Source organism: Cupriavidus numazuensis, assembly GCF_905397435.1.
GTDB lineage: Bacteria > Pseudomonadota > Gammaproteobacteria > Burkholderiales > Burkholderiaceae > Cupriavidus > Cupriavidus numazuensis.
Genome location: NZ_CAJPVI010000040.1, coordinates 20,602 through 40,589, shown reverse-complemented (window position 1 = coordinate 40,589; position 19,988 = coordinate 20,602). Strand labels below are relative to the sequence as shown.

General features: G+C 62.4%; 19 protein-coding genes. 7 read left to right on the top strand and 12 right to left on the bottom strand.

Annotated features, from left to right (window positions below; genetic code table 11):
- The first annotated feature begins 17 nt into the window (after positions 1 to 17).
- A complete protein-coding gene (locus KHO41_RS27365) occupies positions 18 to 1,217 on the top strand; it encodes a CaiB/BaiF CoA transferase family protein (RefSeq protein ID WP_211956384.1) in 1,200 nt (399 codons plus the stop codon).
- Complete coding sequence (locus KHO41_RS27360) at positions 1,214 to 2,071, top strand: citryl-CoA lyase (protein WP_211956383.1); 858 nt, start codon at positions 1,214 to 1,216, stop codon at positions 2,069 to 2,071. The genes KHO41_RS27365 and KHO41_RS27360 overlap by 4 nt, the downstream gene beginning before the upstream one ends.
- 6 nt (positions 2,072 to 2,077) lie before the next feature.
- Here the strand turns inward: KHO41_RS27360 and KHO41_RS27355 are convergent, their stop codons facing one another.
- The 3 genes from KHO41_RS27355 to KHO41_RS27345 form a co-directional block, all read right to left on the bottom strand.
- Positions 2,078 to 3,319, bottom strand: a complete 1,242-nt coding sequence (locus KHO41_RS27355) for a GGDEF domain-containing protein (RefSeq protein ID WP_211956382.1) — start codon at positions 3,317 to 3,319, stop codon at positions 2,078 to 2,080.
- 164 nt (positions 3,320 to 3,483) lie between these two features.
- Complete coding sequence (locus tag KHO41_RS27350) at positions 3,484 to 4,230, bottom strand: IclR family transcriptional regulator (protein ID WP_211956381.1); 747 nt, start codon at positions 4,228 to 4,230, stop codon at positions 3,484 to 3,486.
- Between the two features lie 109 nt (positions 4,231 to 4,339).
- Positions 4,340 to 4,858, bottom strand: coding sequence for a hypothetical protein (locus KHO41_RS27345; RefSeq protein ID WP_211956380.1), 519 nt, complete (start codon positions 4,856 to 4,858; stop codon positions 4,340 to 4,342).
- 422 nt (positions 4,859 to 5,280) lie between these two features.
- On the opposite strand from KHO41_RS27345, the gene KHO41_RS27340 reads away from it, so the two are divergent.
- Together KHO41_RS27340 and KHO41_RS27335 are read left to right on the top strand one after the other, a co-directional pair.
- Complete coding sequence (locus KHO41_RS27340; protein WP_011301077.1) at positions 5,281 to 5,514, top strand: hypothetical protein; 234 nt, start codon at positions 5,281 to 5,283, stop codon at positions 5,512 to 5,514.
- Positions 5,515 to 5,753: 239 nt separating this feature from the next.
- A complete protein-coding gene (locus KHO41_RS27335) occupies positions 5,754 to 6,107 on the top strand; it encodes a LysR family transcriptional regulator (protein ID WP_211956379.1) in 354 nt (117 codons plus the stop codon).
- 23 nt (positions 6,108 to 6,130) lie between these two features.
- Here KHO41_RS27335 and KHO41_RS27330 read toward each other — a convergent pair whose 3' ends face one another.
- From KHO41_RS27330 to KHO41_RS27290, 9 genes are all read right to left on the bottom strand, one after another.
- The gene (locus KHO41_RS27330) at positions 6,131 to 6,898 is read right to left on the bottom strand and encodes a class I SAM-dependent methyltransferase (RefSeq protein ID WP_211956378.1); all 768 of its coding nucleotides are present in this window, start codon (positions 6,896 to 6,898) and stop codon (positions 6,131 to 6,133) included.
- A 68-nt stretch (positions 6,899 to 6,966) separates the two neighbouring features.
- Positions 6,967 to 7,860 (bottom strand): ABC transporter permease, encoded by an 894-nt coding sequence (locus KHO41_RS27325; protein WP_376989779.1) that lies wholly within the window; start codon positions 7,858 to 7,860, stop codon positions 6,967 to 6,969.
- Between the two features lie 11 nt (positions 7,861 to 7,871).
- Positions 7,872 to 8,729, bottom strand: a complete 858-nt coding sequence (locus tag KHO41_RS27320; protein ID WP_211956377.1) for an ABC transporter ATP-binding protein — start codon at positions 8,727 to 8,729, stop codon at positions 7,872 to 7,874.
- Position 8,730: 1 nt separating this feature from the next.
- A complete protein-coding gene (locus KHO41_RS27315) occupies positions 8,731 to 9,765 on the bottom strand; it encodes an ABC transporter substrate-binding protein (protein WP_211956376.1) in 1,035 nt (344 codons plus the stop codon).
- Positions 9,766 to 9,818: 53 nt separating this feature from the next.
- Positions 9,819 to 10,739 (bottom strand): TauD/TfdA dioxygenase family protein, encoded by a 921-nt coding sequence (locus KHO41_RS27310; RefSeq protein ID WP_211956375.1) that lies wholly within the window; start codon positions 10,737 to 10,739, stop codon positions 9,819 to 9,821.
- Between the two features lie 197 nt (positions 10,740 to 10,936).
- Entirely contained in the window at positions 10,937 to 11,836 is a 900-nt protein-coding gene (locus tag KHO41_RS27305) for a ketopantoate reductase family protein (protein ID WP_211956374.1), read from the bottom strand.
- Positions 11,837 to 11,993: 157 nt separating this feature from the next.
- Positions 11,994 to 13,511, bottom strand: a complete 1,518-nt coding sequence (locus KHO41_RS27300; RefSeq protein WP_211956373.1) for an ATP-binding cassette domain-containing protein — start codon at positions 13,509 to 13,511, stop codon at positions 11,994 to 11,996.
- Positions 13,512 to 13,736: 225 nt separating this feature from the next.
- Positions 13,737 to 14,375 (bottom strand): lasso peptide biosynthesis B2 protein, encoded by a 639-nt coding sequence (locus KHO41_RS27295; protein WP_211956372.1) that lies wholly within the window; start codon positions 14,373 to 14,375, stop codon positions 13,737 to 13,739.
- A gap of 34 nt (positions 14,376 to 14,409) precedes the next feature.
- Positions 14,410 to 15,690, bottom strand: a complete 1,281-nt coding sequence (locus KHO41_RS27290) for an asparagine synthase-related protein (protein ID WP_211956371.1) — start codon at positions 15,688 to 15,690, stop codon at positions 14,410 to 14,412.
- Between the two features lie 938 nt (positions 15,691 to 16,628).
- On the opposite strand from KHO41_RS27290, the gene KHO41_RS27285 reads away from it, so the two are divergent.
- From KHO41_RS27285 to KHO41_RS27275, 3 genes are all read left to right on the top strand, one after another.
- Complete coding sequence (locus tag KHO41_RS27285; protein WP_211956370.1) at positions 16,629 to 17,903, top strand: O-acetylhomoserine aminocarboxypropyltransferase/cysteine synthase family protein; 1,275 nt, start codon at positions 16,629 to 16,631, stop codon at positions 17,901 to 17,903.
- Between the two features lie 193 nt (positions 17,904 to 18,096).
- Positions 18,097 to 18,909, top strand: a complete 813-nt coding sequence (locus KHO41_RS27280; protein ID WP_211956369.1) for a MetQ/NlpA family ABC transporter substrate-binding protein — start codon at positions 18,097 to 18,099, stop codon at positions 18,907 to 18,909.
- Positions 18,910 to 19,126: 217 nt separating this feature from the next.
- Complete coding sequence (locus KHO41_RS27275) at positions 19,127 to 19,981, top strand: STAS domain-containing protein (protein WP_211956368.1); 855 nt, start codon at positions 19,127 to 19,129, stop codon at positions 19,979 to 19,981.
- Positions 19,982 to 19,988: the final 7 nt, after the last annotated feature.

Sequence of the window (19,988 nt, the reverse complement as noted above, 5' to 3'; positions counted from 1 at the left end):
CCAGCAGGAATCTCATCATGCAAAAACCGTTGCGCCATGTGCGCGTCCTCGACCTGACCAATGTGCTGGCCGGCCCGTTCTGCTGCCACCAGCTCGCGCACATGGGCGCGGAGGTCATCAAGGTGGAAACGCCGGGCACCGGCGACCTCGCACGCCAGCTCGGCGCCGATGCTGACCTGAACCAGCGCCTGATGGGCGTGTCGTTCCTGGCGCAGAACCCGGGCAAGCAATCGATCACGCTGAACCTCAAGCACGCGCGCGGCAAGGAAGTGTTCCGCAAGCTCGTGCAGAGCGCCGACGTGGTGGTCGAGAACTTCCGCCCCGGCGTGATGGCGCGGCTGGGCCTGGGCTACGACGTCCTGAAGCAGGACAACCCGCGCCTGATCTACTGCGCGATCTCCGGCTTCGGCCAGGACGGACCGCTGTCTGACCTGCCCGCGTACGACCAGATCATCCAGGGCATGTCGGGCGTGATGAGCATCACCGGTGATCCGCAGACCGCGCCGTACCGCGTCGGCTATCCCGTGTCGGACACCATCGGCGGCATCACGGCGGCATTCGCCATTGCCGCTTCGCTGGCGGACCATCAGCGTACCGAAGGCTATTTCATCGACGTGTCGATGCTCGAAGCCACGCTTGCCACCATGGGCTGGGTCGTGTCGAACCACCTGATCGCCGGCAAGGCACCGGTGCCGATGGGCAACGAGAACTTCACGGCCAGCCCGTCTGGCACCTTCCGCACTGGCGATGGCCTCTTGAACATCGCCGCGAACAAGCAGGAGCAGTTCGAGGCCGTGTGTCGCGTCGTTGGCCGCCCGGAACTGATCGCCGACGAGCGCTTCTCCGCGCGCCAGGCACGGCTGGCGAACCGCGCCGCGCTGACGCAGGCGCTGGAAGCCGAGTTGGAGAAGAAACCTGCCAGCGAGTGGTGGGCGCTGCTCAATGAAGCCGGCGTGCCGGCCGGGCCGGTGCTCGGCGTGCCGCAAACCCTGGAGCAGCCGCAGGTGCGCGACCGCGGCATGATCGGCACGTTTGCCGACGTGCCCGGCGTGGGCCGCGATATCCGCGTGGTGCGCACGGGCTTCAAGCTGAACCAGGAGGCGCCGTCGGTGGACACGCCGCCCCCGCAGCTTGGCGAACACACACAGCAGATCCTCGCGGGCCTTGGCTACAGCGAGGCCGACATCGAGACCCTCAGACAGGAGCGTGCAGTATGAGCGAGACCAGGCAGACCAGCGAAACCATGGACCCCGGCCAGCAGCTGTCCCAGGACTGGTGGCGCACGGAAATCATCGACATGCGCCCCGGCGAAATCCGCTACCGCGGCTATCCGATCGAGCAACTGATCGGCCAGGTGTCGTTCGCGCAGATGATCTGGCTGATGCTGCGTGGCGAGTTGCCCGGACCGGGGCAAGGCGAACTGCTCGATGCCGCGCTGATGGCGGCCGTGGACCACGGCCCGCAGGCGCCCAGCATCGCCATTGCCCGCATGGCCGCCACATGTGGCGTGGGGTTGAACAACGCGATGGCCTCGGCCGTCAACGTGCTTGGCGACGTGCATGGCGGCGCCGGCGAGCAGGCCGTGGAGTTGTACCAGGACATCGCGGCGCGCATCGATGCGGGCGCCGCGCTGGATCAGGCGGTCAGCGCCGGCCTGGCGCACTATCGCGACCTGCACGGCAAGTTCGTCTCGGGCTTCGGCCACCGCTTCCATCCGCTGGATCCGCGTGCGCCGCGCCTGCTCGCGCTGGTGGATCAGGCTGCGGAGAAAGGCGTGGTCAATGGCCGCTTTGCCGCCATTGCGCGGGCCGTGGAGCGCGCGCTTGGCGAAGGCCGCAGCAAGCCGGTGCCGATGAACATCGACGGGGCCACGGCGGTCATCTACGCGGAACTGGGTTTTCCGGCGCCGCTGGCGCGCGGGCTGTTCTGCCTGTCGCGCTCCGTGGGCATCCTGGCGCACGCGTGGGAGCAAACGCAGCAAGGCGGCCGCAACAAGGGCCCGATCCCGCGCCAGTTCCTGTGGACCTACGACGGCACACCGCAGCGCGATGTGCCCGCGCAGGGGGACTGACGCCGCTCAGGCCGCCGGCGTCATGATCTGGCTCGTTACGTGGACCGCCAGCGGCGCAGGCTTTTCGTCGAGCATGGCGGAAGCGACTTCGTAGCGATCGCGGCCCTGCTGCTTAGCCTGGTAAAGCGCCCGGTCGGCCTCAGCGAACAAGCTGCGCCACAGCAGCTCCTTGCTGCCCGTTGCGCCGTGCAGCTCCGCCACGCCGATGCTCACTGACGCGAAGCATTCCTGCCCGGGCAGCGGGATCGCGCGGACCTTGCGCAGGATACGGTTGGCCAGCGCGGTGGCCTGGTGTTCATCGGTATGCGGGCACAGGATGCAGAACTCCTCGCCGCCGTAGCGTCCGGCCACGTCCGAAGCGCGGCGCGAGTTGTCCAGCGCCTGGGCCACTTCACGCAGCACGGCATCGCCGGCATGGTGGCCGAACGTATCGTTGACCTGCTTGAAGTGGTCGATATCGATCACCAGGCAGGCCAGCGACTGTCCCTCGCGCTGCCAGCGCGCGACCAGGCCAAGTGCGGACATATCGAGCGCGCCGCGGTTGAGCAGGCCGGTCAGCGCGTCCACGCGCGCGCCGCTTTCGTTGTTGGCGATGATCTGCTCCATCGCCATCACGGTGAAGCCGAACAGGCCGAGCAGCACCGCGATCAGCGGTGCCAGCGTCCAGGCCGAGCCGGCCGGACCGGCGAAGAAGAGGGTCAGGTCATGGCGCTCTGCGCCAACCCGGCTGAGCGCATGGCTGGCGCCAACGAGCTGCGTCGACAGTTGCACGAGGCTCGACATCAGTACCAGCGGCGCGCCGATGCTGCGCCGTCCGCGCCCGGTGGTCACGAGCGTACCGATCGTGGCCAGTGAAATCATGGCCAGCACGGCATAGACCCCCGCCTGGAGCATGCGCGTTCCCTGCGGCAGTCCGCCGGAGGTCGCCATCAGCGCGAGTACGACCAGGCCAGCCACTGCCAGTGGCGCGGCGTGCGTCGGCAGGCCGTAATAGACGCGCACGCCGCGATAATTCAGCAGCCAGCCCACCATGAAGGCGCCGGCCCCGGCCATGCCGAGGTGCGGAGCGCCTCCGGCGGCGCTGACCGCCAACGCCAGACCGGCGCCGGAGCCGACCACATGGCCGAACGCCCACAGCCGCCCCGCTTCGATCGCGCGCAGCGCAAATACCAGCCCAGCCGCAATGACCAGCGTGCTGGAAAAGAACACCATCATCACGACCGCAATGGTCTGCTGGTCCAGGTGCACGAGAATCCCTTGACAAGGCCATGAGGGAGTGCCGCCGATCGGTCTCGAATCGACATGACGGCACGGGTAAAGGGGGCGACCGCGAATGATATCCCGCCTCGGTGTCCGCGGGGCACCCCCGACAAGCCGGGTCGCCTCGCTGCAACACCTGCGCACACAAGGGGTCAGGCGGCGGCGGGCATCTCGGGGAAATCGGGGAATATGCCGCCCAGCGCCTGCGTCAGGCCGCGGGCGGCGGCCAGGACATCGTCACGAAAATCTTCGCGAAACCGGCTTGCAGGGCAGGTCAGCGTGAGCGCGCCCGCAAGGGCGCCGTCAGGGCCGAATACCGGCGCGGAAACGCCGGCGATATCGGGGCTGCGATCGCCGACCAGCGCGATCACGCCCTGGCGGCGGATGCGCTCGTAAAGTTCGCCGTCTTCGCCCGCAAACGCACGCAGCACGCGCCCCCCGGCGCCGCGGTCGCGCGGAAGCAATTCGCCGGCGCGGATGTGGTCGCGCACCGGCTGCGGCGAATCGACGCGATACAGGCACAGCCGGTGCTCGCCCTGCTCGACGTGGAATGCGGCACTCTCGCGCGTGGCCTCCACCAGCGCGCGCAACACCGGCATCACCACGGCTTCCAGCGAGAACGACGCGGCATAGACAGCATTGAGCCGCGCGACCTCCGGCCCCAGGCTGTAGCGCCCGTCGGGCCGCCGCTGCACCAGCGCGGCATGCTCGAGCGAGGCGAGCAGCCGCAGCAGCGTGCTTTTGTACAGGCCCGACCGTTGCGCCAGGTCGGCCAGCCCGAGCGAGGTATCGCCAAGCCGGAATGCGGACAGCACGAACAGCGCGCGATCCACGGCAACAGCTCCGCCTTCGGCGGCGTGCTTGTCGGCTTCGGAGACCTGGGCGGCTTTGCGTGGCATGGGCTGGCGCGGAAAGGAAAACCGGCGTGCAACGCACGCCGGTCATGACGGAACGAGCAGCCACCGTATAGAACGGACCTGCCCTTGTCAATGCATGGCCGCCGGGCCGTCAGTGATGCCCGCCTCCGTGGAAGCCGCCGTGCGCGCCACCCATGCCGCCACCCATGCCACCGCCCATCCCGTGGCCCGCGCCGCCCCCCATGCCGCCACGGACCGCGCCGGGCGGCATGGCACGGAAGCCGCGTCCGCCCCAGCCACCGCCACCGCCATAGCGGAAGAACACGTGGTGCATCGGGTGCACATGGTGATGGCGATCGACGAAGATGAACGCCGCGCCATAGCCTACGGCCACCGGCGCCCAGTTCCATGCATAGCCGTCGTCATCGTAGTAGTACGGCGTCGAGTAGTAGGCGCCGCCGCTGCCGTCCACCAGTTGCCAGCTGCCGTCCTGCTGCAGGCAGGCCACGCCGGTCACCTGCTGCCACTGGCCATTGATGACCACCTGGCCCGCCACCAGCTGGCACGGCGGTCCCGTGCTCCACTCCTCGTCCGCCAGCGCCGGCGTGCCGGCGCAAAGGCCGATGCCGGCTATCACCCAGGCCCCCGCCCATCTTGCAGCACGGTCCATGGCCATACCTCCTGCACAACAACTATCCGGGCCGCCCATGCAGCCCGTTCCTGCGACCTCGCCTGATACCTGTTGTATAGGCGTATACGCGCGGCGCCGCAGATTTATTCCGAGACGTGGCAATGCTGCGATGTGCATTGCGCGCCTGCCCCCGGCTTCGCCGCGCAATTTGCGCGCGCCACCGCCAGAGAACAGCCATGCGGGCAACAGACAGTGGCGTTTTTCCGCAACAACAATGGCGAACTGCGCCACGTGGCCGCACAGGTAAAGGCGTCTTAAAGCACATGGTCCGTCAGCATTCGCCGCGTACGCGCCACATGCCTGAATTAGAAGGGTTATTGCCTGCTTTTGGTTAAGCCGTTACTGCATGGCATGGATAGAATCATGCGTTATCCCGCCGCAGCTTTACTTTTTCGCTTTGTATGACCCCCTCCGATCTCTCGCTTGGCGACATCCTGGATGACTTGCGCAGCGCACCGCGCCCGCTCACTCCATCCGAGCACACTTATCTTGCCCACCTCAGGCAACGGATCGTCACTGGTGACGCCGACCTCTGGACCACGCTGGAAACTGCCGGCGTGCCATGCCGTGAGCGCCGCCTGTCACCCGAAGTCGTGCTTGCGCTGACTGCACTGGGCCAGTTGCCCCTGCACTGACGCCGCACGGGGCGCATTCATGCCCCAATGTGGATGCTTCTCCCCTCCGCTTTCCGCCAGTCCCCGAAGGGATCCCACCTGGGAAAGCCGAACCAAACTTCCGACGTATCGCGACAAGGTTGCGGAAGTTTCTGAATCAACGTGGCCACGCCGGTGGCTACGATCAGCGTTTTACCTGCGCCACGCCGCGCGAACCGACAGCCTGCGGCAGGCTGTCGGCAGCCGGCATGGCCCCTTGCATGGCACACCTCCTGAAGAACCGGCGCGTGAGCCTGTTGTCCCTGCGCGCATTCGTCGCGCTCATGCGTTATCGGGACTGCGGCCGTGCGGCCGCGGAACTGGGCATCCAGCCACAGCGGCTGCAGTATCAATTGCGCAGCCTGGAGTCCGCACTGAACACTACGCTGTTCCGCGTCTGCAGCCCGCACTGGCTGCCCACGCCTGACGCCGTTCGCATGCTGCCCCGCGCGCAGCGCGTGCTGGCGATGTGGCGCGATATCCTGGACAGCCTGACACGCGAGCCGGCAATGCCTGAATCCGTGATGCCGCCCTATGGCCCGGTGGCATTCTGGGTGCGACAGGCCACCATGTAACGCGCCCGTCACGGCTGCAGTGGCTACGTGCGCAGGCAGCTGTAGGCTTCGGTCCGGTACGGAAACGCCACCTGCGCATGTCCGGCCAGCGCCGGATCGTCGTCGATGACGGCCAGCAATTGCGCACGCACGGCAGCCTGCTGTTCGGGCGGCAGCGAGGCAATGAAGCTGACCGACATCACGCGGTCGACAATGACCTGCTGCGGCGGGCCCTCATGCACGTAAGGCAGGCTCTCAAGCGCAAGCGGCCCGAAGCCCTCGGCCGGAAACACGCGCTTCCAGTCGCCCTTGTAGAAACGCGGGGCATCGCCTTCATATGGCGTCATGATCGCCGTGAGCCTGGCCACCCAGGGCAGGCTCTCATCGCGTACGTTCCACACCAGCCCCAGCTTGCCACCTGGACGCAGCACACGGCGGATCTCCGCCATGGCGCGGTCGTTGGCAAACCAGTGGAACGCCTGCGCGCAGACGATGGCGTCGACACTCGCATCGGGCAACGGCATCGCCTCGGCCGTGCCGGCGACGGCCTGCACCGCCGGCAGCGCCGCAGACAGTTGCGCGCGCATCTCGTCGACCGGTTCCACCGCCATGACAGCCGCACCGGTCGCGGCAAGCCGCCGCGAGAACTTGCCAGTGCCGGCGCCGAGATCGACGACGGTCTTGCCTTCGCCAAGGCCTAGCGTCCCACGCAGCCAGTCGCCGATGGCTTCCGGGTACTCCGGTCGACCGCGGGCGTAGGTGGCGGCTTGAGCGGCGAAGCCTTCGGCGGCGGCGTGGTGGATCTCTGTCATGCGGGACTCCGAGGGGTGTGGATATCGGAGCCGTACACTACTCCCGCTTGATGGGCAGGGCAAGAAGACTAGTGCTGCATGCCCCAGCGCCGCACGGTCAGCCGCTCCAGCGTCGTGAACACCAGCCCTTCCATCAGCAAGCCGATCAGGATCACCGTAGCCAGGCCGGCGAATACACGGTCCGTGTAAAGCTCGTTGCGGTTCTGGAAAATGAACCAGCCCAACCCGCCCTGCCCCGACGACGCGCCGAACACCAGCTCCGCCGCGATCAGCGTGCGCCACGCAAAGGCCCAGCCGATCTTCAGGCCCGACAGGATTGCCGGCAGTGCAGCGGGCACCAGGATCAGCACCACGTAGCGCACGCCGCGCAGCCCGTAGTTGCGTCCGGCCATGCGCAGCGTCTGCGGCACGCCGCGAAAGCCCGCATAGGTATTGAGCGCGAGCGGCCACAGCACCGCGTGGATCAGCACGAAGATCAGGCTCTTGCTCCCGAGGCCGAACCACAGCAGCGCCAGCGGCAGCAGCGCAATCGCAGGCAAAGGGTTGAACATCGCGGTCAGCGTATCGAGCAGATCTCGGCCGAATCGGCTCGACACAGCCAGCGTGGTCAGCACGAAAGCCAGCGCCACGCCGGCGGCATAGCCGCGCAGCAGCACCGACAGTGATGCCAATGCCTTCCCCGGCAATTCGCCGTTGGCCATGTCGGCCAGGAACGCGTGCGCGGTGGCCACGAACGACGGCAATAGCAGGTCGTTGTCCTGCACGCGCGCCACGACTTCCCACAGCACGGCGAGCACCAGCAGGATCACGGCCTTGCGCAGCCAGCCCTGTTGCCACAGGCGCTGCGGCCACGGCAAGGCCCGCGCAACGGGCATCGCGGTAAAAGGTTCCGGTTCGCGGATGTATTCCGGCCGCACCTCGGGCATGCCGCCACGCAGCGTGGCGGCGGAGGAGACAGTCATGATCGATTCCTTCAGGATTGGCGCGCTAGCGGCGGTTCGGACAGAGCCTGCGCGTCGGCTGCCGCAGCCGGTTCATCGAACAGCATCTGGTGGATGCGCTGCGCGGCGGCCTGGAATTCCGCGCTGCCCTGGCTCGACAAACTGAACTGGTGGCTGTTGAGTTCGGCACGCACGCGCCCGGGATGCGGCGACAACAGCAAGATGCGGCTGCCGACCACGAGCGCTTCCTCGATCGAGTGCGTGACGAACAACAGCGTGAACGCGGCATCGTCCCACAGCGCGAGCAGTTCCTCCTGCATGCGCCGGCGCGTCAGTGCATCTAGCGCCGCGAACGGCTCGTCCATCAACAGCACCTTGGGCCGCATGGCCAGCGCGCGCGCAATCGCCACGCGCTGCTTCATGCCGCCCGACAGCGTGTGCGGATAGGCATCGGCAAAGCCGGCCAGACCGACCTTGTCGAGGCAATGCATCGCGCATTCATCGGCCTCGGCGCGTGACATGCCGCGCGATTGCCGCAGCGGGAACATCACGTTCTGGCGCACTGTTTTCCACGGCGGCAGTTGGTCGAACTCCTGGAACACGACGATGCGGTCCGGCCCCGGCGCCTGCACGCGCTCGCCATCGAGCCGGATCTCGCCCTCACATGGCGGCACGAACCCGGCCACGGCCTTGAGCAGCGTCGACTTGCCGCAACCTGAAGGGCCAAGCAGCACGAAGCGATCGGCGGCATGCACATCAAAGCTCACGCGATGCGTGGCGCGCACGATGCGCTCCGAAGTGCGGTACTCCAGCGAGACGCCATCTACCTGCAACAGCGGACCACGCGCCGCCCCCCGGTCAGACACCACGCGCAGGTTATGCGTCGTCATGTCAGCTACCTTGCGCAGTGGCCGGATCCTGGAAGAAATAGTCCTGCCAGGATTTCGGCTGGTTGCGGATCGCGCCGACGCGATGCATGAACTCGGCCAGCGCAAACGTGTTCTGCGGCGTGACCTTGAACTGCACCTGCGGGTTCTTCAGCACCTTCACCAGCAGCGCGCGGTCGATCTTCGCCTTGTTCACGCGAATATAGAGATCGGCAGCCGCTTCGGGATTCGCGGTGGCGAACTTCGCAGCCTCGGCGAGCGCATCGACAAACGCGCGGTAGGTCTTCGGATTCTCGTTGCGGAACTTCTCGGTCGCGTACAGCACCGTGGCCGAACTCGGGCCGCCAAGCACGTCATACGAATTCAGCACGATGCGCGCATTCGGATTGCCGGCCAGTTCCTGTTCCTGGAACGGCGGATTGCCGAAGTGGCCGCTGATCTCGGTGCCGCCGGAGATGATCGCCGCAGTGGCATCCGGGTGCGGTACCGCCACAGTCCACTTGTCGAGGCGGTTGTATTCCTTGTCGCCCCACTGCTTCGCCGCGGCGAGCTGCAGCACACGCGACTGCACCGACACCGTCACCGCCGGCAGTGCAATGCGGTCCTTCTCGGTGAAATCGGCAATCGTCTTCACCTTCGGGTTGTTGCTGACGAGGTAGTACGGGAAGTTGCCGAGCGACGCCACGCCCCGCACGTTCTGCTTGCCGAGCGTGCGGTCCCACAGCGTCAGCAGCGGACCGACGCCCGCGCCGGCGATATCGATCGCGCCGGACAGCAGCGCATCGTTGACGGCCGCTCCGCCAGAAAGCTGCGTCCATTCGACCTTGATATCGACGCCCTGCTGCTTGCCGTGCTTCTCGATCAGTTGCTGGTCGCGGGCAACGTTGAGCAGCAGGTAGACCACGCCGAACTGCTCGGCAATGCGCAGCTTGCCTTCGGCATGTGCTGCACCGGAAATGGCGAGGCCGGCGCTGAGTGCCAGCAATGCCAGCTTGCGCGGCCAGCCATGGGCACGCAAGGAAAGACGAGATGAAAACATGCGGATGACTCCGGAGAATCTGGACAGGAAAGACCTTCTGGCAAGCCTCGCGCTCAGCGCGGCACGTCGCCTTCGATGGTGGTGCGGTACATCACACGGCGCAGCTCGGGCGGACAGCCCGCTGCCAGATGCAGCAGCGAACGGTTGTCCCAGAACACCAGGTCGTTTTCCTGCCATTGGTGACGGTACACATGCTCGGGCCGCGTGCTGTGCTCAAAGAGCTGGTCGAGCAGGTCGCGGCTTTCGTCTTCAGGAAGACCCGCAATGCGCGTAGTGAAGTGCTCGCTGACGAAGATCGCCTTGCGGCCGGTTTCCGGATGCGTGCGCACGACGGGCTGCAACACCGGCTTCACCTGCGCGATCTGCTCGGCTGTCAGGTCGGGCCGCCACAAGCTGCGCGCCTGCAGTTCGGCATAGCGGGCCAGGTAGGTGTGTTCGGCTTGCAAGCCATCGACAGCGCGCTGCAACCCGGCAGGCAGCGTGTCCCATGCGAGATGCATGTTGGCAAACAGCGTGTCTCCGCCTTCAGCGGGCAGCTCGCGCGCATGCAGCAGAGAACCAAGGCTCGGCGTCTCCTTGTACGAGAGGTCCGAATGCCAGAAGTGGCCCGCATCGCCGAGACCGATCGGTTTGCCGTTCTCGACCACGTTCGACACCACCAGCACTTCCGGATGGCCGGGAAGTTGGAACTGGTGCAGCACATGGATCTGCAGCGGGCCGAATCGACGGCTGAACGTGATCTGCTGGTCCGGCGTAATGCGCTGGTCCCGGAACACCAGTACGTGGTAGTCGAGATGCGCACGATGGATGCGCGCGAAGTCCTCGGCGGACAACGGCTGCGACAGATCGAGGCCAAACACTTCCGCGCCGAGCGGCGCGTCGAACGGACGGATCTCGATCGGCTCTGTGCCCGCATGTGCGGGGGGAATATACGATTGGCGGCTCGTCTGGCCGCTATGGGAAATGGCTGTCATGGCAGGCTCGGTGATGCGCTTGGGGGAAGCGTCGCCGCGACGCATGCCAATCAACCGAATGGCACTGCGCAGCGGGTACGAGCCTTGCACTGTAGGGAATGGGCAATGGCAGGGTCAACGAATCATATCGCTGCGCCTTATGCGGACGGCGCATATCCATGTCTGGACATTTGCCGCCCGCGCCATCGGGACTGCAATCAGCCTTGTTGCTGCTTATCCTCGATCAGCCGCACCAGTGCATGCAGCACGCGGTTGGCCGGCACCGGGATGCCAAGCGCATCGCCACAGCGCACGATCAGGCCGTTGAGATGATCGATCTCGCTGCGCTTTCCGCGCGCGAGATCCTGCGCGGTCGATGACGACTGTCCAGGCATGGTCTCCGCAATGCGGCGGATCGCCAGCGCGACATCGTCGGGCAGCTTCACGCCTTCGGCAGTCGCGACGGCGAAGCATTCCTCCATCACATCGCGCATCACCGCCTCGACGCCTTCGCCGCGAACAAGGCGGCCGTACGGCAGCTGCGTAATGGCCGACAGTGCGTTGTATGCGCAGTTCAGGATCAACTTGGCCCACAGCGCGCCGCGCACATTATCGGAGGTCTCGACCGGCACGCCGGCAGCGGCAAATGTCGCGGCGAGGTTCGCACCGTGACTGGTCGGCTCGATCACCAGCTCGCCGCGTCCGTGGTGTCTGACGTGTCCGGGACCAGCCATTTCGGTCGCCACGTAGACCACTGCCGCCGCTACCTCCTGTTCCAGCAGGCTGCGTAGCGTGTCGGCGTTTTCAACGCCATTCTGTAGCGACAGCACCAGCGCGCTCTTGGCAAGCGAGGGCTTCATTGCCAGCGCGGCGCTCTGGGTGTCGGTCGACTTCACGCAGAAGAGGACGAGGTCCGCACCCTGCACGGCGCTGGGGTCCGTGCTGGCCGACACCTTGATCTGTTCGTCGAACGATTGCGTTTCGAGCCGCAGGCCGGTGGCTTCGATGGTCTGGACGTGTTGAGGGCGGGCGATCAGGACGACTTCGTGGCCGGCCCTCGCGAGCATTCCGCCGTAGTAGCAGCCGACGGCTCCGGCGCCCATGATGGCGACTTTCATGATTGTCAGGCTCCAGGGGGATTGGGATGATGGATTATGGCAGGGGGCGGGGGACTTCTGGTTGCCATGCCACCGGGGTGAACTGGGCCAACTGGGGTGAGATATAGCCTTCGATGTTCACGCTCTGGCGCGGGTGGCGGGGCCGCTCGTGGTTTGACTACGCCAAGCCTCCCGCTTTCCCGCCTCTCCCGCGTGGGGCCGAGTACTCGGGCGCGAGGGCTGGAGTCGCACCGAAGTTGAGCACTGAATCGGCTGCCGCGATCACCGAATCTTTGTGGCTGACGACCACAACCGTCTTGACCCGATGGCGAACAGCCTTCAGCACCATCCTTTCATGAACTGCGTCCAGGCTTGATGTTGGCTCATCAAGGATGATGACATCCGGCCGCCTAGCGAGGGCTCTGCCGATAGCAATGCGCTGTCTTTCACCACCGGAGAGCTCAATCCCCGAAATTCCGACCTGAGTGTCAAGCAGTGGCCATGACCGGTCGGCGCGCAGGTTCGACAGTCCAAGTTCGGCGACCAACTCGAGCAGTACGTCGTCAGAAATCTCCCCCGCAACGCCGAAGCTCAGGTTTTCCCGTAGCGTCCCCGAGAATACGACAGGATGCTGTGGGACAAAGGCGACCGCCGAGAACAAGGTGGATCCCGGAATGAGCCGCACGTTGGTGCCCCAGTGCTCAATCCGCCCGCCGCCGGGGGAGACCAACCCCGTCAGCATTCGCAGCAACGTGGACTTGCCTATGCCTGAAGGCCCGATAATCACGTGCATGCCGCCTTCCGGTACCCGCCACGAAATGAGCCTGGTTCCATTGGGAATCGGTTCAACGCCGAAAACTTCAAAGGCATAGGGGCTACGTCGCACCAACGGCAGCTCGCTCGAGGCCTGTTCCGGCTCCATGCGAAGATATTTGAAGCCGGCTTCCAGCTCGAGGTAACTCTTCTTCAATGTAATGAGCGACCCAGTCAGCATCGTGAACGGTGCCGTAAGTTGCAGGATGTAGCCCACCACCATCAGGAAACTGCCGACTTGCAGTCTCCCATTGAGAGTCTGATGCGTGATATACAGCGCGCAAATCAGGAGTACCAGCCCCGTGCAAGCGGCCTGAAGGCTCATCAGAAGCCCGGCGCGGACGTTGGCACGGGTGATGACGGAAACGTTTTCCCGATTATGTTCTGCGCTACTTTGCTCTTCGCGTTCGTAGGCCACATTGACCTTGATTTCGAGAAGAGCATTCAGCCTCTGTGTCAGGTAGCCGAATAGCCGGTTTTCGGAAGCGATAATGCCACCATGAAGCCCGCCGCTTGCATTCGCGACTCGATAAGCGATGATGAAAAGAAAAATGATCGCAAGCGTGAATCCCGACGCGAAGATCGGGTCTATCGTATTCCACAAGATGGCGTACGCGAAGCAAAGCTCTAATACCAGCGGTGCGATAGTCCAGAACAACGACAAGTTGATGCTGCTAAAGCTATCTCTGGAGCGTTGAATATCCTGGAGCACATGACCCGGATCCAGCCCGACCTGAACCTCGTGCGGAATTCGCAATAGCCGCTGGTAGATCGCCGCGCAGATGCCGGCGTCGCATCGGACCAGCACAAAGGCGGACGCGATGCCCTTCAGACATGAAACCACTTGGGACAATGTCCACGCCAAAGCGAACAGTGTTGCCATCCCTAGTATGGATGCCGGTGAGATGCTGCCCGCCTCGATCGATAGCATTTCGCCCGTGCGACCGAGCAAATAGGGGATAACGGCATTCAGCGCGCTAAGTAGCGCGAACAGCAGGGATGTAAGAGCGAAATGAAGTGGGAAGGAGGGGTACCGGCTCCGGACAACACAGAATGCCTCCTTATATGGATGCCACCAGGTACGCAGGAATGACTTCATAAATTCGGATCAGATTCTAACTATCGCAGGGAGGCGCTCGGGCAGGAACCACGCATCGCCGATAACCTTATCGTCAAGTTCAACCCAGGCGTGCGCCAGGAAGTCATAGCGCTGGATTCCTATGACGAATGAAGGCAAAAGGCCGCGCGATAACAGCAGGTGAAACAGGGCTGCAGAAAATTCCAGGCACTCGGTTCGAAATGGTACTAATCGGGCCGCGATTTCGAATGCCTTCGCCGCCCGTTCAGCAAAATCTGAATCCAATCTCTGTCTAGCAGTTGCTCTTTTCTGGATCCAACGCTTCTTCCTTCGCATTCTGGATAGACAATCGTGAAATCCGTAAATTCTTATTTGTAATTTTATTATAAGAAGGAGAAATAAGGCCCTTGTCGTTAATGGTAGCTTGGCTCGAGCGTTTCGAAAGAATGAGGACAACCTCCACTCGTAGTTTCCAACCCCAATATCATGACTAGCGACGGTGCTGATGAACTGATGATGGGCAGAACGCTCCAAAACTCCGTCCGCAATAAGATCAATGGCAATGCTTGGCAGTGATTCCGATGCCCCGATTATTGCCGCAACCAATTGCTGTGTTGACTCGCTATCGAGAAGCACATACGTATCGTTGAGCTCGTCGAGAATTGTCATCTCGCCATTCAATAGCAAGTGATGGACGGATTCTCTAAATGTAAGCATCGGTATATCGCGCGAGGCGATCCATTGCGAGTTCGAAACCAAGTATCTTTAATACGGCACTGGAAACGCCAATAGCACCAATTGCATTTCTCCTGATAGATTTCATAACCTCCATGTGATTAATTATTCCGCACTTTGATAGTCGGCCATCATGGATAAGCTCGGTTAAAATTGGCAGCTTCTTAGATAACGCGCGCTGAAATGCGCCGGTGAGATGTCCTTTATCGTTTCTCAACATTATTCCTTGGCCATATCGATCCATCATCGCACGCTTAAATATCGCCCGATAAGAAGATTCATTGAACATTTCAAATGGTCTATAAGCTGCCGCTGCGCCCATCATCTCGAGCGTTGTAAAGGGGTGGACGATGGAGATGCTGCTGCTATCGATATGTCCAAATGAATTTTGGTAGATCGCCTGCTGCACGACCTTATCGTATCGATCTTCCTTCGATTGCTTGACCTTTTTCCGCATGAGGTTGATGTGTTCGATAGCATCCCGGGAGAGAAATATTTGTTCACCGGGAGCTTGGACGCGCAGTTTGGTAAGCGCGATCTCTTTTATTATCTGAGGGACCCCTTTGGCAGTCAGCCTGGAGTACTCCATCAACTTTTTTATGCCATACGAAATTCCTCGTTCCTTCGCGGCCAGTAGAATGACCTCCGATGGGAGTGGGTCAAAAAATATATGATCCCCTCCATGACCATCCAGGATTGCGAGGTTATTTTGTCCCTTTCCCCGCGATAAAAGGCTGAGTTCGGCCTCGATAACGCCGCAAAACGCAAGGGCGGTTGTAGGTAATGGGGTTATATAATCAACCGCGGGAATGGAAAAGAGAAGATCGGGGTCAATTTCCAGAATTGCATGCTCGATCCGAAGTTCCTTTGTAATTTTTTTTGCAAAGGAAAGATCCTCGTGGGAACTTCCGTCAGCGTATGACCATGTGACAGCTACGATATTGCTATCTGGGTAAGCCGTACGTGCCCCAAACAGAATAGAGGTGGAGTCAACTCCCCCCGAAAAGCGAACCGCAATTTCGTCGCTAACGCCTATGGAATCGCGAATCGATTGGATAAGACTTTCACACAAATCAGGTTGCGCGAACGATGCTGAAATCTTGGGAGGGTAAAATTCTAGATCAAGTTTCCCCGACGGCTGTCCAGATATACTTGCGCGGCCACCACCAGGAACAACATGCAGCCCAATCCAACTCGATGCAAAGGAGTATCCTTCATCGTGCACTAAAGCTAGTGCGATCTCAGTCAAATTGAGATTCGGTCGAAGCCAACTTACGATACTACTTAGCTCACTTCCAATGCATATTACATCTCGTTTCGCCGCTAGGTAAGTGGGACGCTTGGCGGAGAAGCGTGTGCCAATCTCTAGAGACGCTCCAGCCTCTACTATGGTGCAGTCTGGCGAGGGAGAAATAGGCTGATATACTACTCTGCGCGTCGCATCGCTATACTCAATCTCATATCGCCAGCGATTAAATTCCCGTCTTATAAAAATTATTTTTGGATTGGCATCCATTGATTTTATATTTGCCGGCAGCATCAAAAATTCCCAATCTGATTGCATTAGATTGTGGGAGTTGATCGACGCGCGGAATTGGATGCCCATAATCCCGCGCGCGCGACAAATCCAAAGAATAGTGCTATTTCTTTAGCATCGCGGACTAATCAGACCATATGGGCACTTGTATACCGCGTACCTTCCCTCCACGATTGAACCGCCACCTGTGCCACGAGTTGCCAGACTCGCACAAATCCTCAACACGTTGCTCGACGACAAGAGATATCCACGGGTTTGCATAAAATCTCCTTCGGTTTAAGGAAGCGGGAACAGGGTTTTCCGGTGTCTTCCTGTAATACCCGCGAGAAAAGTATAACGATAATGATTTGCGTTTATCAACTAGACTTTGCTATTGGTTGCTCTGAATTTTTTAACGATTTTGATTTAATCAATTTCAAGGATGAGCCGGTTCACCAAAGCGCGTTCTTGCCCGCCAAGACCGACACCTCAACAACATCAAAAAGCCCCCCACCCGCATAAGCAAATGCAATATGGTTCTTTCCAGCACATGGCCTGATCCACCCCGCACTGCTACCATCCCCAAAGCCCGACGCATCCGTACGTCACGGCTCCATCCGGCATCTTCCCCACCCATGCCGGTCCAGCACCTCTCCAAGAACAACCCGAACATGAGACTTGAAACCCTTGCCGTCCACGGCGGCTACTCGCCCGATCCGACCACGCGTGCCGTAGCGGTGCCGATCTATCAAACCGTCGCCTACTCGTTCGACAGTGCCCAGCATGGCGCGGACCTGTTCGACCTGAAGGTTCCCGGCAATATCTACAGCCGCATCATGAACCCGACCAACGACGTGCTGGAGCAGCGCCTGGCCGCGCTGGAAGGCGGCGTTGGCGCGCTTGCGCTGGCTTCGGGCATGGCGGCCATCACCTACGCGATCCAGACCATTGCGGAGGCGGGCGACAATATCGTCTCGTCGAGCCAGCTTTACGGCGGCACCTACAACCTGCTCGCGCACACGCTGCCGCAATCTGGCATCGAAACGCGCTTTGCCGATGGCCGCAACCCCGCCAGCTTCGGCGACCTGATCGACGAACGTACCAAGGCTGTGTTCGTGGAATCGGTCGGCAATCCGCTCGGCAATGTGGTCGATATCGAAGCCATTGCGCGCGTGGCGCATAACCATGGCGTGCCGCTGATCGTCGACAACACCGTGCCCTCGCCTTACCTGTGCCGGCCGTTCGAGCATGGCGCGGACATCGTCGTGCATTCGCTGACCAAGTACCTGGGCGGCCACGGTAACAGCGTGGGCGGCGCTATCGTGGACAGTGGCAAGTTCCCGTGGGCCAAGCACAAGGAGCGCTTCAAGCGCCTGAACGAACCCGATGTGTCGTACCACGGCGTGGTCTATACCGAGGCACTGGGCCCGGCCGCCTACATCGGCCGCGCGCGCGTAGTGCCGCTGCGCAATACCGGCGCTGCGCTGTCGCCGTTCAACGCGTTCCTGATCCTGCAAGGCATCGAAACGCTGGCGCTGCGCCTGGATCGTATCACCGAGAACGCGCTGGCCATTGCCCACCACCTGCAGAAGCATCCGAAGGTGGCATGGGTCAACTTCGCGGGCCTGCCGGAGCACGCCGATCACGCGCTGGTGCAGAAGTACCTCGGGGGCCGCGGCCCCGGCATCCTGTCGTTCGGCCTGAAGGCGGGCGGACGTGAGGGCGGCGCGCGTTTCCTTGATGCGCTGCAGCTGTTCACGCGCCTGGTCAACATCGGCGATGCGAAGTCGCTGGCCACGCACCCGGCCTCGACCACGCACCGCCAGCTCAATGCCGACGAGCTCAAGGCCGCCGGCGTGAGCGAAGACATGGTGCGCCTGTCGATCGGCATCGAGCATATCGATGACCTGATCGAAGACCTCGACCGCGCACTCGACGCCGCCTGAGCGGCGTGCCCTCCGGCCGCGCATCTCCTGCCCTGGAATGCGCGGCATCCTTTGCAGCACCGCTTTCGCCCCATATGCGCTTTCGGCATATGGGCATGACGAATCGCTCGTTCCCTGCTTGTCTGCCCGTCCCTACAATGGCTCGACCATGCAGCCACCGGCTGCGCCATTCCGAAAACCACGGGGAATTTTGATGAAGATCGGCAAGGGGATCCGGCTGTTCGCAGCCGTGCTGGCAGTTGGCGTGATGCAGGCAGCGGGCGCTGCCGATCCGGACAAGAAGGAAATCCGCTTTGGCGCAACGGCCGGCCCGTACGCCGACCAGATCCGCTACGGCGTGAAGCCGGTGCTCGAAAAGCGCGGCTACAAGGTCACCATCGTCGAGTTCAGCGACTACGTGCAGCCGAACCTGGCGCTGGCCGATGGCGCAATCGACGCCAACGCGTTCCAGCACGTGGCCTACCTGAAGAAGTTCTCGGCCGACCGCAAGCTGCAGCTCTCCGAGGTCGTGCAGGTGCCGACCGCGCCGATCGGCATCTACAGCAACAAGCACAAGACGCTGACAGAAGTGAAGCCCGGCGCCACGGTGTCGCTGCCGAACGACCCGACCAACCTCGCGCGCGCTATCACCATCCTGCAGCAGATCGGCTGGGTCACGCTCAAGCCGGGCACCGACACCATCCGCGCATCGGATCGCGATATCGACGGCAACCCGCACAAGCTCAAGCTGATCCAGCTAGAAGCCGCGCAGCTGCCGCGCTCGCTCGATGACGTGGACTATGCGTTCGTCAACGGCAACTTCGCGCTGGCTTCCGGCCTGAAGCTGACCTCGGCGCTGGCGCTCGAGAAGATTCCCGACTACTACATGAACCTCGTGGCGGTGAAGACCGCGGACCTCGGCAAGCCGTTCGTCAAGGACATTCGCGAGGCCTATCAGTCGGCCGAGTTCAAGGCCGTGGCGCAGCAGCGCTTCGCAGGCTTCGTGCCGCCGGCTTATCAGAAATAAGCGGTCGGCTGAACCCAGCCAAGATGGAAAGGCTCCCGATCGGGAGCCTTTTTCTTTTTACGTGCTTAACGCGACACTTTATCCAGTTTTGCCCTCGCCCGCCCCCTCAATCCATGGGCCGATAGTGCACACCCGTGATCTTTCCTAGAATGAAGTGATCCACTTGCCTGACGCAAGCTTGAGGCGGGTGCCTATCACATACTGACCCCGACACCCCATGCCCCCAGAAAACCAGCGACTAGCCGATCTTTTGCGCAACGAGCAGGACAGCGTGATCCAGGGATGGACGGCGGAGTACCAGGTCTATGCAGAGGGGAAAGCGCTGACCCACGATCTGGTTTCCGAGCAGCGGGCTATCCTGCGGGCGCTGGAAGCCGGCATGCGTGGCGCCGGGGATGCCGCCCAGTTCAGAGCCGCGGCGTCGTGGACTGCGTTGCGAGAGACGCTGACGCGGCTATCCAGCGCGCGCGCCGCACAGGGCGAAACCGCCGACGTGACCAGTGGCTTCGTGCTGGCGCTCAAGCGGCCGATCTTCGAAGCCCTGCAGCGGCAGGGTGGGGGCGTGGAGGACCAGATCAACGTCATCTGGGCTGCCTCGGACATTGTCGACCGCATGGCGCAGTGGACCGTGTCCTCGTACCAGAAAACGCGCGAAGAGATCATCGTGCGTCAGCAGCAGGAGCTGATGGAACTGTCGACGCCTGTCATCAAGCTGTGGGAAGGGGTACTGGCGGTGCCCGTGATCGGAACGCTCGACAGCAGCCGCTCGCAGATGGTCATGGAAACACTGCTGGAGCGGCTGGTGGAAACCGGCTCGGAACTGGCCATCATCGACATTACAGGGGTGCCTACCGTGGATACGCTGGTGGCGCAGCACCTGATCAAGACGGTGACCGCCATTCGATTGATGGGTGCCGAAAGCATCATCAGCGGTATCCGCCCACAGATTGCACAAACCATTGTCCATCTGGGCATCGACCTGCAAGGCATCACTACCAAGTCCACCCTGGCCGATGCGCTCGCCACCGCGATGCGCCTGACGGGACACACGGTGTCGCGCGGCGCTGCCTGAGACGCGG

Excerpts from the sequence above, each read along its gene's own strand:
- KHO41_RS27365 (WP_211956384.1), top strand. The coding sequence starts at position 18 with ATGCAAAAACCGTTGCGCCATGTGCGCGTCCTCGACCTGACCAATGTG.
- KHO41_RS27360 (WP_211956383.1), top strand. The coding sequence starts at position 1,214 with ATGAGCGAGACCAGGCAGACCAGCGAAACCATGGACCCCGGCCAGCAG.
- KHO41_RS27350 (WP_211956381.1), bottom strand. The coding sequence starts at position 4,230 with ATGCCACGCAAAGCCGCCCAGGTCTCCGAAGCCGACAAGCACGCCGCC.
- KHO41_RS27345 (WP_211956380.1), bottom strand. The coding sequence starts at position 4,858 with ATGGACCGTGCTGCAAGATGGGCGGGGGCCTGGGTGATAGCCGGCATC.
- KHO41_RS27340 (WP_011301077.1), top strand. The coding sequence starts at position 5,281 with ATGACCCCCTCCGATCTCTCGCTTGGCGACATCCTGGATGACTTGCGC.
- KHO41_RS27335 (WP_211956379.1), top strand. The coding sequence starts at position 5,754 with ATGGCACACCTCCTGAAGAACCGGCGCGTGAGCCTGTTGTCCCTGCGC.
- KHO41_RS27330 (WP_211956378.1), bottom strand. The coding sequence starts at position 6,898 with ATGACAGAGATCCACCACGCCGCCGCCGAAGGCTTCGCCGCTCAAGCC.
- KHO41_RS27325 (WP_376989779.1), bottom strand. The coding sequence starts at position 7,860 with ATGACTGTCTCCTCCGCCGCCACGCTGCGTGGCGGCATGCCCGAGGTG.
- KHO41_RS27320 (WP_211956377.1), bottom strand. The coding sequence starts at position 8,729 with ATGACGACGCATAACCTGCGCGTGGTGTCTGACCGGGGGGCGGCGCGT.
- KHO41_RS27315 (WP_211956376.1), bottom strand. The coding sequence starts at position 9,765 with ATGTTTTCATCTCGTCTTTCCTTGCGTGCCCATGGCTGGCCGCGCAAG.
- KHO41_RS27310 (WP_211956375.1), bottom strand. The coding sequence starts at position 10,739 with ATGACAGCCATTTCCCATAGCGGCCAGACGAGCCGCCAATCGTATATT.
- KHO41_RS27305 (WP_211956374.1), bottom strand. The coding sequence starts at position 11,836 with ATGAAAGTCGCCATCATGGGCGCCGGAGCCGTCGGCTGCTACTACGGC.
- KHO41_RS27300 (WP_211956373.1), bottom strand. The coding sequence starts at position 13,511 with ATGGCAACACTGTTCGCTTTGGCGTGGACATTGTCCCAAGTGGTTTCA.
- KHO41_RS27295 (WP_211956372.1), bottom strand. The coding sequence starts at position 14,375 with ATGACAATTCTCGACGAGCTCAACGATACGTATGTGCTTCTCGATAGC.
- KHO41_RS27285 (WP_211956370.1), top strand. The coding sequence starts at position 16,629 with ATGAGACTTGAAACCCTTGCCGTCCACGGCGGCTACTCGCCCGATCCG.
- KHO41_RS27280 (WP_211956369.1), top strand. The coding sequence starts at position 18,097 with ATGAAGATCGGCAAGGGGATCCGGCTGTTCGCAGCCGTGCTGGCAGTT.
- KHO41_RS27275 (WP_211956368.1), top strand. The coding sequence starts at position 19,127 with ATGCCCCCAGAAAACCAGCGACTAGCCGATCTTTTGCGCAACGAGCAG.